The sequence below is a fragment of the Lachnoclostridium sp. An131 genome, assembly GCF_002160825.1.
In the GTDB taxonomy this organism is placed as follows: domain Bacteria; phylum Bacillota; class Clostridia; order Lachnospirales; family Lachnospiraceae; genus Laedolimicola.
Genome location: NZ_NFLI01000007.1, coordinates 117,683 through 131,568, shown reverse-complemented (window position 1 = coordinate 131,568; position 13,886 = coordinate 117,683). Strand labels below are relative to the sequence as shown.

Annotated in this window: 12 protein-coding genes; 1 reads left to right on the top strand and 11 read right to left on the bottom strand. The window is 51.7% G+C overall.

All coding sequences use genetic code 11. From position 1 onward, the window contains the following. Positions 1-97: 97 nt before the first annotated feature. Positions 98-2,095, bottom strand: coding sequence for a hypothetical protein (locus B5E77_RS07445; RefSeq protein WP_087164726.1), 1,998 nt, complete (start codon positions 2,093-2,095; stop codon positions 98-100). Positions 2,096-2,298: 203 nt separating this feature from the next. Here B5E77_RS07445 and B5E77_RS07440 point away from each other — a divergent pair, with 203 nt between their 5' ends. Further along, positions 2,299-3,207, top strand: coding sequence for a DegV family protein (locus B5E77_RS07440; RefSeq protein WP_162609669.1), 909 nt, complete (start codon positions 2,299-2,301; stop codon positions 3,205-3,207). 147 nt (positions 3,208-3,354) lie between these two features. Here B5E77_RS07440 and B5E77_RS07435 read toward each other — a convergent pair whose 3' ends face one another. The 10 genes from B5E77_RS07435 to dxs form a co-directional block, all read right to left on the bottom strand. Continuing rightward, positions 3,355-3,609, bottom strand: coding sequence for a spore coat protein (locus tag B5E77_RS07435; RefSeq protein WP_087164724.1), 255 nt, complete (start codon positions 3,607-3,609; stop codon positions 3,355-3,357). Between the two features lie 15 nt (positions 3,610-3,624). Further along, the gene (locus B5E77_RS07430) at positions 3,625-3,813 is read right to left on the bottom strand and encodes a hypothetical protein (RefSeq protein WP_087164723.1); all 189 of its coding nucleotides are present in this window, start codon (positions 3,811-3,813) and stop codon (positions 3,625-3,627) included. 151 nt (positions 3,814-3,964) lie between these two features. Continuing rightward, complete coding sequence (gene glgA / locus B5E77_RS07425; protein ID WP_087164722.1) at positions 3,965-5,407, bottom strand: glycogen synthase GlgA; 1,443 nt, start codon at positions 5,405-5,407, stop codon at positions 3,965-3,967. Between the two features lie 190 nt (positions 5,408-5,597). Then, complete coding sequence (gene spo0A / locus B5E77_RS07420; protein WP_087164787.1) at positions 5,598-6,398, bottom strand: sporulation transcription factor Spo0A; 801 nt, start codon at positions 6,396-6,398, stop codon at positions 5,598-5,600. 171 nt (positions 6,399-6,569) lie between these two features. Further along, positions 6,570-7,793, bottom strand: coding sequence for a SpoIVB peptidase (gene spoIVB, locus B5E77_RS07415; protein WP_087164721.1), 1,224 nt, complete (start codon positions 7,791-7,793; stop codon positions 6,570-6,572). A gap of 222 nt (positions 7,794-8,015) precedes the next feature. Then, positions 8,016-9,701: a DNA repair protein RecN gene (recN, locus tag B5E77_RS07410; RefSeq protein ID WP_087164720.1), complete on the bottom strand. Its 1,686-nt coding sequence runs from the start codon at positions 9,699-9,701 to the stop codon at positions 8,016-8,018. Between the two features lie 2 nt (positions 9,702-9,703). Further along, positions 9,704-10,168, bottom strand: a complete 465-nt coding sequence (locus B5E77_RS07405; RefSeq protein ID WP_087164719.1) for an arginine repressor — start codon at positions 10,166-10,168, stop codon at positions 9,704-9,706. Between the two features lie 64 nt (positions 10,169-10,232). Then, positions 10,233-11,105: an NAD(+)/NADH kinase gene (locus B5E77_RS07400; protein ID WP_087164718.1), complete on the bottom strand. Its 873-nt coding sequence runs from the start codon at positions 11,103-11,105 to the stop codon at positions 10,233-10,235. 4 nt (positions 11,106-11,109) lie between these two features. After that, positions 11,110-11,949, bottom strand: a complete 840-nt coding sequence (locus tag B5E77_RS07395; RefSeq protein WP_087164717.1) for a TlyA family RNA methyltransferase — start codon at positions 11,947-11,949, stop codon at positions 11,110-11,112. A 63-nt stretch (positions 11,950-12,012) separates the two neighbouring features. Further along, complete coding sequence (gene dxs / locus B5E77_RS07390; RefSeq protein WP_087164716.1) at positions 12,013-13,881, bottom strand: 1-deoxy-D-xylulose-5-phosphate synthase; 1,869 nt, start codon at positions 13,879-13,881, stop codon at positions 12,013-12,015. Between the last annotated feature and the right edge of the window lie 5 nt (positions 13,882-13,886).

Sequence of the window (13,886 nt, the reverse complement as noted above, 5' to 3'; positions counted from 1 at the left end):
CCCCGGTTCCACCCGCGTGTTTTTTCACTAACTCTGAAAGTATAGCACAGGAAAAGGGCCTTTGCAAGCCCCTTTTTCCTGATTTTGCAGACTGCTTTTACTCCTGCATTTCTCTGTGCTGCACTGTGCCGATTTCAGCGGCCCCTGTAATCCTGTACACTCTTTCATATTCCGCTCCTGACACCAGATAACCGCTGATTTCATAATCATATAGTCCCGTGGCAGACAATACCTGTATGATATTCTGTCCGTCTGCCTCATCCACCCAGAGCATCATGGGCCTTCCCCCGCCGCTCCAGACAGCCTCCTTTACAGCTTCCATTCCTTCTGCCTCACATGAGAAATGCAGGCCGTCCTCCGTATAAAAGTTTGAACTCAGCCAGACAGCTTTTTGGTACTGTTCCTCTGTTCCGTCATTATTCAGATCACAAAGGTACGTCTGATTATCGTCTCCGGCTGCCTGCTGTTCTGCGCTGCCCGTCCATTTCCAGCTTTCCCCTAGTCCGGCCAGCTCCTGGTACTCGGAACCAGCAGCCGCAGCCTGTTCTGCCAGCGCCCTCCACTGCTCTCCCTGGCATTCTTCCACATTTACCTGACAGCTCTCCGGAACCATTCTGACAGACGCCTGTTCCACCAGTCCCCCGTTTTCATAGTAATACAAATCTGCGCCGTTATACAGCTTTCTCCCGTAATCCCAGGTGGTAAGCCAGAGATAATTTTCCCCTTCAAAAGAAAGCACGCAAAATTCCTCTCTGACACACTCCATCTGGCTCGTTCTTTCATAGGTTCCGTCTGCCTTACCTTTAAAAAGCACATAGCTGAAAAAGCCGCCGCTTCCGCCCTCGTCTCTTCCCATCAGCAGATCAGAGATGCCGTCATTGTCCAGATCCGCCTCCAGCACAGCGAAACCGCCCTTGAACGGTCCCACATATACGTTCCTCATTTTTGCAAGCTCTGCATGAATCCACGGGTTTGCCTCTCCCAGCTCCAAAGCCTCTTCCTCTGAAAGCTCCCGGTCGGTTCTCAGCCCGACAAGCGTCTCATATTCTGTCCCTTCCTCGAATGCCCTGCCGATCAGATCCAGAAACTCCTGAGGAATCTGATAAGCCCCATCCGCCTCGTCCTCCGGCTCCCGTTCTGCGCTTTCCAGTCCGTATTGTGCTAGCTCTGTGCCTGCAGGCCTGTACCGTTGCTTCTCCCTGTCCCAGATATACAGCTCATTTCTTCCCAGTCTTAAATCAAGACAGCCGTCCGAATTTATGTCTGCAAGGTCTTCCTTTCCTGGAAGCCAATCAAAATCCAGTTCCTGAAAGGGTTCCTCATATTCCCCACAGCGGTACAAAAAGAGAGCGTTATCCCCGTCTTCATTCAAGTCCGAACAAAATAAGAGCCTTCTTCCCTCCTCTGGTTCCGCCAGCATGCAGGAGGCGCCGCTTTCTTCATACCAGATCGCTTCACCTGTATCCGTCCATCGGACACGTTGTTCTTCCACCAGACTGCTGATGCTGAACTCTTCCTCAGCCCGAATCTCCCAGAGCAGATAGACCTCTCTTTCCCTCACCAGGATAAGGCACTGCCAGTCCTCTGTTTTCAGCTGGAAACTGTAATCCTCTTCTGACTCCAGCTTCAACAGAGTAGCCATTTCTTCTTCCTGATACTCTTCCAAGAGGGCTGCCGCCAGAGAAAGCTCTTCTTCACACTCCGTCTCATAGCATTCCAGCCGGATAAAGGGCGGCAGCAGAGCATCCTCCGGCTCCAGGCCGGGAAGCTCCATTTCCACTCCTGCATCCCCTTCTCTTCCTTCACGCAAATCAGCCTCGGCGCTTTCCGGCAGTACGATTTCCAGGCTGCCAAAAATTACTTTATTTTCCTGTATGGCAGCCTCCTGCTGCTTTTCCCGAAGAAGCGCAGACTGACTCTCCCTGGTCTTTGCCTCTGACATTTCCGCCGTTTCCGGAAGCTTTTCTTCCATATCTCCTAAATCTGCTCCACCCAGGGCTTCTCCGCCATGAGCGCATCCCCACAGTCCTGACGCCCCGGCCGCCGTCAGCAGCGCCAGCATTATCATATTCCAGACGTGTTTTTTCCTTTTCATCCTTCTCCCCCGCATGCGGCTCAGCTGCCTCTATCCAAAGTATCTCATACCGCACCCTGGTTTGCAAGCGCTGCAGGTCAGTCTTTTTCAAAACATTTTTCAAAATAATTCGTATTTTATCCAAAATTGTACATTTGATTAATCTGTGCTACAATAAAAAACATACAATGAATCCGAATTTTATTGCATCAGGAGGAAAATATATGAGTTCAAAATTCCGCATTGTGAGCGACGGTTCCTGCGATATCCCGGAAGCGCTCGCAAAAGAAAACGATATTGATATCGTCCATTTTCTCGTCTCTTTCAACAGCTCCGACTATAAAAAGGAAGGCGTGGATCTGGAGCTGGCGGAGCTTTACCAGCAGATGGTCTCCCATCCGGGCGTCTATCCAAAGACGGCGGCCCCTTCACCGGAGGATTTTTACGCCGCCTTCGAAAAAAGGGCAAAGGAAGGGCAGGATATCCTGTGTATCTGTATTTCTACAAAGCTGAGCTCCTCGGTTCAATCTGCGGAAATCGCCCGGCAGATGCTGGCTGAAAGCTATCCGGATATCCGGGTCGTCGTCGTGGACTCTCTCTGCTGCACGCTGATGCAGAGCGCCTTTGTGCTTGAGCTCTGCCGCATGCGCGACGCTGGCTGTTCTCTCGACGAGGCTCTTGCGGCAGTCGACGCCCTGCGCAAATCCGGCCGGATTCTGTTCACGGTAGGAAACCTGGATTATCTCCAGCATGGCGGCCGGATCGGAAGGGTGACCAGCATCGCCGGAAACCTGCTGGACTTAAAGCCGCTCATTACGCTGGAGGACGGAGAGATCCATTCCTCCGGCATCAGGCGGGGCCGCCGTAAATCACTGGCCGGCGTCGTAGAGCTTCTGATCTCCTACCTGAAGGAACAGGGCTGCGCGCCGGATGACTGCAATATCCTGATCGGCTATGGCTATGATCCGGAAGAGGGCAGCCTCCTGCAGGAAATGACCAGGAAACGGCTGGCAGAAGAATTCGGCCCCCAGAGCACGCTTCCGGCTTTTCAGATCGGAGCCACCATCGCAGTCCATGCCGGCCCCTATTCCATTGGATTCGGGCTGGTACGCAGAAGCGACAGGCTGGAATAAGTGTGCAGTATACCAATCATTTTTACACAAGCAAAAGAGGACCGGCATATCCATGACCCCTTAATCACAGATACGCCAGTCTCTTTTCCTTTTACCCGCAGCCTCTCCTGGTACAGCGGTACCAGTCTCTGCTGTCCATTTCACTCCTTACAGTACGCCTTCTGTAAACAGCGCCTTTACATGAGCAATCTCCTCTGCCGTCGCCTGAGCGGCCGGAACATAATACTGCTTCGCCCGGGCGATCTGATAAAGCTCCTCCTGGGACATCTCACACTTGTTGCGAATCTCCTTAAGCGTCTGCTTCAGAGCCGGGTTCTCCGTCTGGGGGATCATATCCCCGAACATTTTCAGTTCTCCGTTGATGCCTGTAAGCGTATCTGATACCATGGTTTTCTCATCCATCTTCTTTGCGTCCTCCTAACCTAAGAAATGCATCAGCTGCTGCTTATTCTCCTTGGCAGACTGGGCTGCCTTCTGGAAAAACTGCTTCACCTGCTGGTCTGACGCCTGATTTGCGTACTCAGTCATTTTACAGCAGGTAGTGTCATAGCCTCCGAGCAGGTGGCGGAGATTCTGCACATCCAGTTCCGATAATTGTGGTGTCATAAAAAATCCTCCTTTTCCGGTTTACACTCTTAGTATCCTGGAAAAGAAGGATTTTATACGTCTGTGATACACAAATTCAAATGATGTAAAATGCACTGCTTACCGGCGAAGCGTCCTGTCCGGTTCCCGTGCTCTAAAAAAGCCTTCAGGCTCAGCCGGCCAGCCAGTCGTACATCTCGGCATATTTCTTCGCAGAATTATCCCAGGAGAAATCAGCTGCCATCGCACGATCCACAATCTTGTTCCACTCACGCTTTCTGTCATAGTAAATGCGCTCGGCATAACGCACTGTGTTCATCATCTCATGGGCGTTGTAATTCGTAAAGCTGAAGCCTGTTCCCGTACTCTCATACTCATTATAGGGCTGTACTGTATCCTTCAGGCCGCCGGTCTCACGTACGATCGGAACGGTGCCATAGCGGAGGCTCATCAGCTGGCTTAAGCCGCAGGGCTCAAACTGGGACGGCATCAGGAATGCGTCGCAGGAGCCGTAAATCTTGTGGGACATGGCCTCCGAATAAAAGATATTCGCAGATACCTTTCCCTGATACTTCCATGCAAAGTGGCGGAACATATTTTCGTAGCGCTCTTCCCCGGTTCCCAGAACCACCATCTGAATCTCATCCTGGCAGAGCTCATCCATAACATAGGCAATCAGATCAAAGCCCTTCTGGTCTGTAAGGCGGGATACGATACCGATCATCATCTTCTTGGGATCTACATTCAGGCCAAGCTCTTCCTGCAGGGCCACCTTATTTTTCACCTTTTCCTTGCGGAAGTTTACTGCATTGTAATTGTGCGGCAGAAATTTATCTGTCTCAGGATTATATTCATTGTAATCGATTCCGTTTACAATCCCCCGCAGAGAATTGGAACGGGCGCGCAGCAGGCCATCCAGATGCTCTCCATAATAGGGCATTTTTATCTCTTCCGCATAGGTGTCACTGACTGTCGTCACCGCATCCGCATACACAATGCCGCCCTTCAGGTAATTGGCATCTCCGTACGCTTCCAGCTTATCAGGCGTAAAATAGGAAGCAGAAAGCCCCGTGATGTCTTTAACCGTCTTCATATCCCAGATTCCCTGGAACTTCAGGTTATGGATCGTCATAACCGTCTTGATTCCCTGGAAAAACGGGTTGTTCTGGAAGGAATCGTTCAGGAATACCGGAACCAGCCCTGTCTGCCAGTCATGGCAGTGGATGATATCCGGACGGAAATTCAAGGAGGGCAGAGCTGAAATGGCAGCCTTGGAGAAAAATGCAAATTTCTCAATGTCCTCATAAATATTCCCATAGGGCTTGGGACCTGCGAAATAATACTCATTGTCGATGAAATAGAATTTGATTCCCTCGTATTCCATCTCCAGCACTCCTACATACTGACTGCGCCAGGCCAGATTCATATAGAAATGCGTCACGTAATTCATCTTGTCCCGCCATTCCTGCTTAATGCAGAGATATTTGGGAATCATCACACGAATATCATACTGCTCTTTATCAAAATACTTCGGCAGGGATCCAACCACGTCTGCCAATCCTCCTGTTTTGATAAAAGGAACAGCTTCTGAAGCAACAAACAAAATCTTTTTCACTGCATTTCCTCCCCGTTTTGGTAAAATTCTGTATTTATTATAACGCATTTGCAGTGTATTTAAAAGACAAATTTGTGCAAATTCTACATTTTTACATCCCAGCTCAGCCATGCAGAGAAATTCATACAAAACGGCCGTGGAAGCCTGCTTACTAAGGATGGTTTGTATGGCTGAACTGTTCTCCGCCTTCCTATGATACCTTCGCCTTATATTCCAGCCGGATCCGATCCGCTATCAGCGCGATAAACTCGGAGTTTGTCGGCTTTCCCTTTCCGTTGCTCACCGTGTAACCGAAAAGCTCGTCTATCGTATCCATCTTTCCCCGGCTCCAGGCCACCTCGATGGCATGGCGGATCGCCCTCTCCACACGGCTGGGCGTGGTCTGATGATTTTTCGCTATGGTAGGATAAAGAACCTTGGTAATGGAGTTCAGCATTTCCATATCCTCCACAGACATCATAATTGCATCTCTCAGATATTGGTATCCTTTGATGTGGGCCGGCACACCGACCTCATGGATCATGTTCGTAACATCCGTCTCCAGATCTCTCTCCCCGGTCAGGCGCTGTCTCTCTGCCGGAGCAGCATGTGCCGGAGAAAGAACCTTCTCGCCCCGGTTCCGGAAGCTCCGGAGTCTTCCCAGCAGCATTTCATTGTTAAAGGGCTTCATAATATAATAATTTGCTCCGAGAGCAAACGCATCCTCTGTCACAGCCTCCTGTCCAATGGCAGAAAGCACAATCACAGCCGGCATCTTCTTTAAAGACGTATCATTCTTCAGCTTTTCCAGCACACCCAGCCCATCCATCTTCGGCATAATCAAATCCAGAAGGACGACATCCGGAGCACTCTTTTTGATCATCTCCACCGCGTCCTCACCGTTTCCGGCTGTCCCCACAATCTCCATGTCGTTTTCCGTACGGATCAGAGCATTCAGCATCTCCACAATTCTTTCATTATCATCTGCAATCGCTACATTCAGTTTTTCCATACTAACCTCCCCAAAATAAGATCTCTCAAGCACATCCTCTCCCGTATGGCAAAGCCCTTTTGCTCCTGCCATCCCGGCTACCTGATTATTATAGCGAAAAACACGTTTTTCTTTCAATTCCCTATCGTCCTTCTTTTTAGGACAGCACAGGACAGGTTTCGACATCCGCTGCTAATTTTCTACATGCTCAAGCATATTTTCCAGAAAAATTCCGAAGCCTTTTGCTGAATCCTGTACGAACACATGGGTTACAGCGCCGACAATTTTTCCGTTCTGAATAATAGGGCTCCCGCTCATTCCCTGGACGATTCCGCCTGTGAGGCTCAAAAGCTCCGGATCTGTGACTTCCAGAATAATCCCTTTATTTACATCCTTCTCGTTACGATTCACTTTTACAATCTCTACCCTGTAATCCTTACGCTCCCCGCTTACAGAGCTTCGAATCCATGCCTCTCCCGTCTCAATTTCCTGCTTGTAGCCCACCTGGAGCGCTTCCGCCCCCATTTCTTCGACAAGATGCGCGTTTGCGGTTCCAAAGATTCCCGCCTCTGTATTCTCCGCAATGGTACCGCAGACAAAGCTGTCCCGGTAACGGATCAGGCCTGAAAGCTCTCCCGGAGCGCCTGACTCTCCTTTGTGTATGTTTACGATCGTGGTATCATAAAGCCGTCCCTCCGAAGGCTTTAAAAGGGTTCCGGTATCCACATCATTGATCCCATGTCCCAGAGCTCCAAAGCGTCCTTCCTCTGTCAGAAAGGTCAGGGTTCCGATTCCCTGCGTATTGTCTCTGACCCAGATTCCCAGCTTATATTCGTCCTCATCCGTCTGAACGGCGTCAAGCTCCACCTGAATCTCTTCCCCGTTCCTCACCAAATCCAGCACCACCTGTTCTCCGCCGCAGGCGTTGACAGCCGCGATCAGCTCCTCTTTCTCTGTAACCTTCTGCCCGTTTACTGCATGAATATAATCTCCACCCTGCACAATGCGCAGAGCCGGCTCGTGATTCAGCCCATCCATTCCGGTTACCTCGCCTGTTCCGATGATCAGAATTCCCTCTGTTTCCAGATAAATGCCTATGGGAATTCCACCCGGAACCACGTAGACAGGATCCCGTACCTCCACCCTTGTTTCCTTCATCGGAATAATTCCCAGATATCGGTATGAAATGGTATAGCCGCTGGAAGCAAAGGCGTTGGCCGAGGCTTCCGCCATATCCGCTTTTATCTCTTCTGACACAAGCGGGCTGACCCGTTCCGGCCCAGGACCTCCCTTAGTCTGGGTATAGGAATCGGGAATGCGCTCCCGAAGCTGTACATAATTCAAAACACCCAGGCCCGCCAGGCAAAAAAACAGGATACCCAGCAGAAAAAGACGGTATTTTTTTCTGATATCCATTCTTTCACATCCTCTGCATTTAAGATCTCCTTTCCGAAATCGCGCTGCCTGCTGCTGCGTGCGTACAGCAGTCCGGATACTCCGCGCCCAGGCAATCCTGAGATCAAAAAGGAGGATGCAAAGACTTTTGCACCCTCTTCTAGTATGTGAAAGATAGCTGCCAGGCAACCTGGCACATTTTGTCACTGCTTATGCTTTTCCAGCTGTGCCTGAGCAGTCCTGTCACCTGCTTTGTTTGGCGGCCTGTGCGAGCTTTCGCATTTCTGCTGCGTTTTTTACGACAATGTCTGTAATTTCAGCGCCTCCCAGAATCCTGGCCAGCTCCTGAACGCTTTCCTCCTCGGAAAGCCTCCGTATCTGCGTGCGCGTCTCTCCTTCCTCCACCTGCTTCTCAATCCGGTAATGGCTGTCCGCCATCGCCGCAATCTGCGCCAGGTGCGTAATGCAGATGACCTGCCTGGTCCGTCCAATCAGCATCATCTTTTCCGAAACCCTCTGAGCAGTCCGTCCGCTGATTCCCACATCAATCTCATCGAAAATCACCGTGTCTATCTCATCTCTGTCTGCCAGCACGGTCTTGATCGCCAGCATGATGCGGGACAGCTCACCTCCTGAAGCGATTTTCATCAAAGGACGTAAGGGCTCGCCCGGATTTGTGGAAATCAGAAATTCAGCAGAATCCTTCCCCTGCGCTGTGAATTCAGGAAGCTCCTCAAAGCTCATCTCAAATTCCACATTCAGAAAATTCAGATCAATCAGATGCTCTTTTATTTTTTCACAAAGCTTCTCCGCATAAGCCCTCCGTATCTCCGTAGCTTCCCCACACAGCTCCTGCAGCCTTTTCTCTGACTGTTCAAGCCTCTCCTGAAGCTCCTTAAGATACCTGTCGTAATCCTGCAGTGTGGCCAGGCGCTCTGCCTGCTTCTGCTGATAGGCAAGAATCTCTTCTACTGTATGTCCGTATCTGGATTTCAGATAATTCAGAAGATTCAGCCTCTCCTCGGTCTCGGCAAACTGCTCCTCGTCAAACTCCAGCGAAGAAAGATAATCAGAAAGCTCCCTGTTAAAATCGTTCAGAAGGCCATCCACATCCGAAAGCTGGGACGCAAGCGCAGACAGCTCCTCATCAAAGGAAAGCACGCTCTGCAGCTCACGGATAGCCCGTCCAATGACAGCTCCGGCTCCCGTTTCCTCCTCATACCCGGTCAAAGCATAGGCATTTCCCGCAGCTTCCAGCAGCCTTCTCGCATTGGTCATCCGACGGTAACGCCGCTCGAGCTCCTCATCCTCTCCCTCTGAAAGCTCTGCCCTCTCGATCTCGCCCGTCTCAAATTCCAGAAGGGATATTTCCCGCAGACGGCTTTCCTCGTCCATCTGCGCTTCGGACAGCTGTTTTTTCAGTTCTTTCCAGCTCCGGTATTCCCCGGCAAGGCTCTCCTTCACCGGAGCCAGCTCCTCTTTTGCAAACTCGTCCAGTATCTCCAGATGCTTTTTTTTCTGGAGAAGCGACTGATGCTCATGCTGACCGTGGATATCAATCAGCAGGGAAGCTGCTTCCTTCAGCTGGCTTAAGGTTACGGTTTCTCCGTTTATCTTATTTATGCTTCTTCCATCTGATATTTTTCTGGAAATAATGACCTGATCCTCCTCCGGCACAATTCCCAGCTCCAGAAGCTTCTCCTTTTGTTTCCCGCGGTTCACAAGGAAGACCAGCTCTGCCAGCCCATATTCAGCTCCCGGACGCACCATTTCCCGCGGTGCCTTCCCGCCAAGAGCCAGACTGACGGAGCCGATGACAATCGACTTTCCTGCTCCCGTTTCTCCTGTCAGAATATTCAAGCCTTCTGTAAAATCAATCTCGGCCTCACGAATCAGGGCCAGATTTTTCACATGCAGATGTGTCAACATACCTAATTCCTTTTTCCTCCGCCGTTTAAGGCTCTGCGGAGCTTCTCCATCACCAGCATAGCGTCATCCGCTGTCCGGACCGCACAGAATACCGTATCGTCTCCGGCGATACATCCCACGACCTCCTGCCAATTCAGGGCATCCAGCGCTGCTGCTACAGCCATGGCCATGCCGGATACGGTCTTAACCACCAGAATATTCTGTGCCATATCCATGGACAGAAAGCCTTCCCGCAGAATTCCAATATATTTATCTCCCATCTGGCCGCCTGGACCGGGAACAATCACATAGCGCTGCCGGCCGTCCACCGTCATTTTTGTCAGCTTCAGTTCCCGGATATCCCGGGAAACCGTGGCCTGAGTAACGCGAAAGCCTGCCTCGTTCAGCCGGCTGGCCAGCTCCTCCTGTGTTTCTATGGCATACTGGTTTATCAGCTCTATGATTTTTGCATGCCTTTCAAGCTTCATCGTCTGCTTCCTCCTACCTGGTCTTCCGCCACAGTCAAGCTGCCCCTGTCAGCCTCCGCTGCGCCTAATTCGCCCGCATCTTGTTCCGCAGAACCTCCAGAAAACTGATTCTGCTGATCTTCAGAATATTGACTGTCTTTTCAGACCTCTGAATATCCACGCAGTCTCCTGTCTCTACCGGCACCAGAACATCCCCGTCAAAGGTGACAAAGGCCTGTTCCCTGTCATTTCTGCGGCCGGATCCAATGTGAACCGTTACCCGGTCTCCGCCTGACAGCACGATGCTTCTGGCTGTCAGCGTATGGGGACAGACAGGCGTCACCACGATCATGGACGCCATAGGGGATACAATCGGACCGCCGGCAGACAGGCTATAGCCCGTGGAGCCTGTGGGCGTCGAGACAATAATACCGTCTGCAGAATAGCGGTTCAGAAATTCTCCGTTTACGCAGATCTCATAATCGATAACCCGCAGGGCTCCGGACCGGTTCACCACAATGTCATTCAACGCAATTCCCCTCACTGGTTCACCATTTTTCCTCTGCACGCAGCCCTCCAGAAGCATCCTGGGCTCAATTGTAAAATTATCGAGAATCAGGCTGTCCAACGCCTCCGGAATTCCGCCCTTCTCAATTTCCGCCAGGAAGCCCAGTGTCCCCAGGTTGATTCCCAGAAGCGGAATCTTTCGGTCCACCGTGTCTCTGGCTGCCTGAATCATTGTGCCGTCGCCTCCCAGCACCAGGATGCACTCTGTCCCCTGCGGGATCCAGGATGCGTCCGTATAACGGAAATGGCTTCCATCCGGCGGATCCGCCTTTCCCTGATACTCCCGGACTACACATTCACAGCCTCTGGCCTTCAGGTAATCATAAATCTCTCCGGTGGTCTTCAGTTCTTTATCCTTTTCACTGTTTGTAATAATGTAAAATCGATTCATCCCTTTAATCCAGCGTCTGATGCGCGTCGTCCACAATCTGTTCCGGGTTCAGCCCTTCCGGGAGGCTTAAGCGCACCTCGTCCCAGGAAGGAAGCTCTTCCATCACGGCCCTGTCTGTCTTCCTAAGCCAGGCAAGATATTCAATATTCCCCTCCGGCCCCTTAATCGGGGAAAATTCAAGCGCCAGGATATCAAACCCCGCAGACCAGGCAAAGGTTAAAACCTGGCGGATCACCTCAAGGTGGGTGCTTTTTTCACGGACCACGCCTTTTTTCCCAACCTTCTCCCGTCCCGCTTCAAACTGAGGCTTGATAAGCGCCACCACCTCTCCCGAGGGCGTCAGAAGCTCCCGCACAGGAAGCAGGACCTTCGTAAGAGAGATAAAGGCCACGTCAATGGAAGCGAATTCAGGCGCCTCGTCTATCTGTTCTGGCAGAAGATAACGGATGTTTGTCTTCTCCATGCAGACAACCCGTGGATCGCTGCGAAGCTTCCAGGCCAGCTGGTTCGTTCCCACGTCTACGGCATAGACCTTTTTCGCCCCGTTCTGGAGCATGCAGTCTGTGAATCCGCCCGTGGAGGAGCCTACATCCATACAGACCTTTCCTTCCAGCTTCAGGTCAAAATGCGCTACAGCCTTCTCCAGCTTCAGGCCGCCGCGGCTCACATATTTCAGCTTCTGTCCGTGAATCTCAATGGGCACGGCCTCGTCGAACATGGAGCCTGCCTTATCCTCCCGCTGTCCCTTCACAAAGACATTTCCTTCCATGATCACGGCCCTGGCCTTTTCCCGCGATTCCGCCAGTCCCCTGCTTACGAGAAGCACATCCAGCCTCTTCTTCATGTCATTTTCTCCTTATCTGTCTATGCCGTCGTACAGAGAACCGTATGCCCTGACACGCCGGCCTTACATGTGACTGATATAATCGGTGATCACCCGCTTGGCAATCTGTTCCGGGTCAAGTCCCACCTCTTTATAGAGGAGATCTACATTGCCATGCTCGATATATTCGTCAGGCAGAGACACATTCAGCACCCGCATGGGAAGCTCACGGTCCGTCACATATTCCAGCACATGATCTCCAAAGCCGCCAGTCCGGACATTTTCCTCCATCGTCACGGCCAGCTTATGGGTCTTTGCCAGCTCCTCCAGAAGCGCTTCGTCGATGGGCTTGACAAAACGTGCATTTATCAAGGTACAGTTATACCCTGTATCCTTCAGGATATCCCGCACCTTCTCCGCCATCTTCACCATGCTTCCCACCGCCAGCAGGGCGATATCCGCTTCCTCGTAAATCACCTCGCTGCGTCCGTACTCCACAGATGCACGGAACTCCCTCAGGCCGTCGTAGGCCTCGCCTCTGGGATAGCGGAGCGCAATCGGCCCATCGAAGGCCACTGCAAATTTCAGCATATCGGAAAGCTCCCATTTGTTCTTAGGAGCCATAACGGTCATATTGGGAATACTGGACAGGTAAGAAAGATCAAAGATTCCCTGATGGGTCTCTCCGTCGCTTCCCACAAGCCCTGCCCTGTCAATCGCGAAAACCACATGCAGGTTCTGAATGCAAACATCGTGAAGAATCTGATCGTAGGCCCGCTGCAGGAAGGAGGAATACACTGCCACCACCGGCTTCAGGCCTCCGGCCGCCAGCCCGGCCGCAAAGGTTACCGCATGCTGCTCTGCGATTCCCACATCAAAGAAACGATCCGGAAACATATTCTTAAACCGTTTGAGGCCTGTTCCGTCCGGCATGGCCGCAGTGATCGCCACCACCTTCTCATCCCGATCCCCGAGCTTGCGCATCACCGTAGAGAAGATATCGGTATAATTGGCCTTCGTCCTCTTATGCTTCGGCAGTCCCGTCTCGATCTCAAAGGGCTCCGCGCCATGAAAGCGGGAAGGATGCCGCTCTGCCGGAGCGTACCCCTTTCCCTTTCTGGTACAGACATGAACCAGAACCGCATGGCGGATCTTTTTTGCGTCCCGGAAGGTGCGGATCAGCTGCTCTATGTTGTGCCCGTCTACCGGCCCCAGATAGGTAATCCCCATGTTTTCAAAAAACATGCCGGGAATCACCAGCTGCTTTAAGCCGCTTTTCGTCCTCTTAATCTGACGGACAAGCCCCTCGCCGTAGACCGGGATCTTCTCGAGTGTGTTCTGCACCCCTTCTTTAAAATTATTGTAGCCCTCTGCAGAGCGTAAGCCGTTCAGGTACTGGGAAATGCCGCCCACATTCTCGGCAATAGACATCTGATTGTCGTTCAGAACAATGATAAAATTGCTTTTCAGCCTGGAAGCGTTATTGAGGGCCTCAAAGGCCATGCCTCCGGTCAGGGCGCCGTCCCCGATCACAGAAAGGACGCTGTAGCTGCCGCCCAGCAGATCCCTGGCCTCCACAAGCCCGATGCCTGCAGAGATAGAGGTGGAGCTGTGTCCCGTATCGAAGCAGTCACAGTCGCTCTCCTTGCGCTTCGGGAATCCGCTCATGCCGCCGTATTTCCGAAGCCCGTCAAAGCCTGCCCTGCGGCCCGTCAGAAGCTTGTGGGTGTAGGACTGATGCCCCACATCCCAGACCACCTTGTCCTGCGGAAAGTCAAAAGCCAGATGCATAGCCATCGTCAGCTCCACAACGCCAAGGTTTGAAGCCAGATGACCGCCGGTCACACTGATCTTTTCAATCAGAAACTCCCGGATTTCCTGAGCCAGCGGCTCCCACTCGCTTTTATCCAGCTTTTTGATATCATTTACCTGATTGATCTGCTCCAGATACATGGTCT

Coding starts and splice junctions, on each gene's coding strand:
- B5E77_RS07445 (WP_087164726.1), bottom strand. CDS start 2,095: ATGAAAAGGAAAAAACACGTCTGGAATATGATAATGCTGGCGCTGCTG.
- B5E77_RS07440 (WP_162609669.1), top strand. CDS start 2,299: ATGAGTTCAAAATTCCGCATTGTGAGCGACGGTTCCTGCGATATCCCG.
- B5E77_RS07435 (WP_087164724.1), bottom strand. CDS start 3,609: ATGGATGAGAAAACCATGGTATCAGATACGCTTACAGGCATCAACGGA.
- B5E77_RS07430 (WP_087164723.1), bottom strand. CDS start 3,813: ATGACACCACAATTATCGGAACTGGATGTGCAGAATCTCCGCCACCTG.
- spo0A (WP_087164787.1), bottom strand. CDS start 6,398: ATGGAAAAACTGAATGTAGCGATTGCAGATGATAATGAAAGAATTGTG.
- spoIVB (WP_087164721.1), bottom strand. CDS start 7,793: ATGGATATCAGAAAAAAATACCGTCTTTTTCTGCTGGGTATCCTGTTT.
- recN (WP_087164720.1), bottom strand. CDS start 9,701: ATGTTGACACATCTGCATGTGAAAAATCTGGCCCTGATTCGTGAGGCC.
- B5E77_RS07405 (WP_087164719.1), bottom strand. CDS start 10,168: ATGAAGCTTGAAAGGCATGCAAAAATCATAGAGCTGATAAACCAGTAT.
- B5E77_RS07400 (WP_087164718.1), bottom strand. CDS start 11,105: ATGAATCGATTTTACATTATTACAAACAGTGAAAAGGATAAAGAACTG.
- B5E77_RS07395 (WP_087164717.1), bottom strand. CDS start 11,949: ATGAAGAAGAGGCTGGATGTGCTTCTCGTAAGCAGGGGACTGGCGGAA.
- dxs (WP_087164716.1), bottom strand. CDS start 13,881: ATGTATCTGGAGCAGATCAATCAGGTAAATGATATCAAAAAGCTGGAT.